We start from the raw sequence: 357 nt of genomic DNA on the forward strand, positions 1-357 counted from the left end.
CTGTATTCGAGATTGAGGAAGCCAAGGTCGAAGGTGGCGTTGTGGGCGATCAGCTTGGCGCCGTCGGTGAAGGCCAGCCACTCATCGACGATTTCGGCGAAGGTCGGCTTGCCGACCAGGTCTGCGGCGCTGATGCCGTGCACGGCCTGCGCCTCGGCATGGATGGCGCGGCCTTGCGGATTGATGAATTTGTGGAAGGTGCGGCCGGTAGGGAAGCGGTTGACCAGTTCAACGCCGCCGAGCTCGATGATGCGGTCTTCGCGCAAATCGAGGCCCGTGGTTTCCGTGTCGAAGATGATCTCACGCATTCGAATCAATCCGCTCCAAGGAGCAGAATCACAAACCATAACAAAATGT

Annotated in this window: 1 protein-coding gene; it reads right to left on the reverse strand. The window is 58.8% G+C overall.

Annotated features, from left to right (window positions below; all coding sequences use genetic code 11):
* Positions 1 to 308: exonuclease domain-containing protein (locus tag EN852_RS36645; RefSeq protein WP_281407843.1), on the reverse strand; the 308-nt coding region annotated here is incomplete at its 3' end.
* Between the last annotated feature and the right edge of the window lie 49 nt (positions 309 to 357).

Origin of the sequence: Mesorhizobium sp. M2E.F.Ca.ET.209.01.1.1 (assembly GCF_004010375.2) — a bacterium.
Classification (GTDB): Bacteria; Pseudomonadota; Alphaproteobacteria; order Rhizobiales; family Rhizobiaceae; genus Mesorhizobium.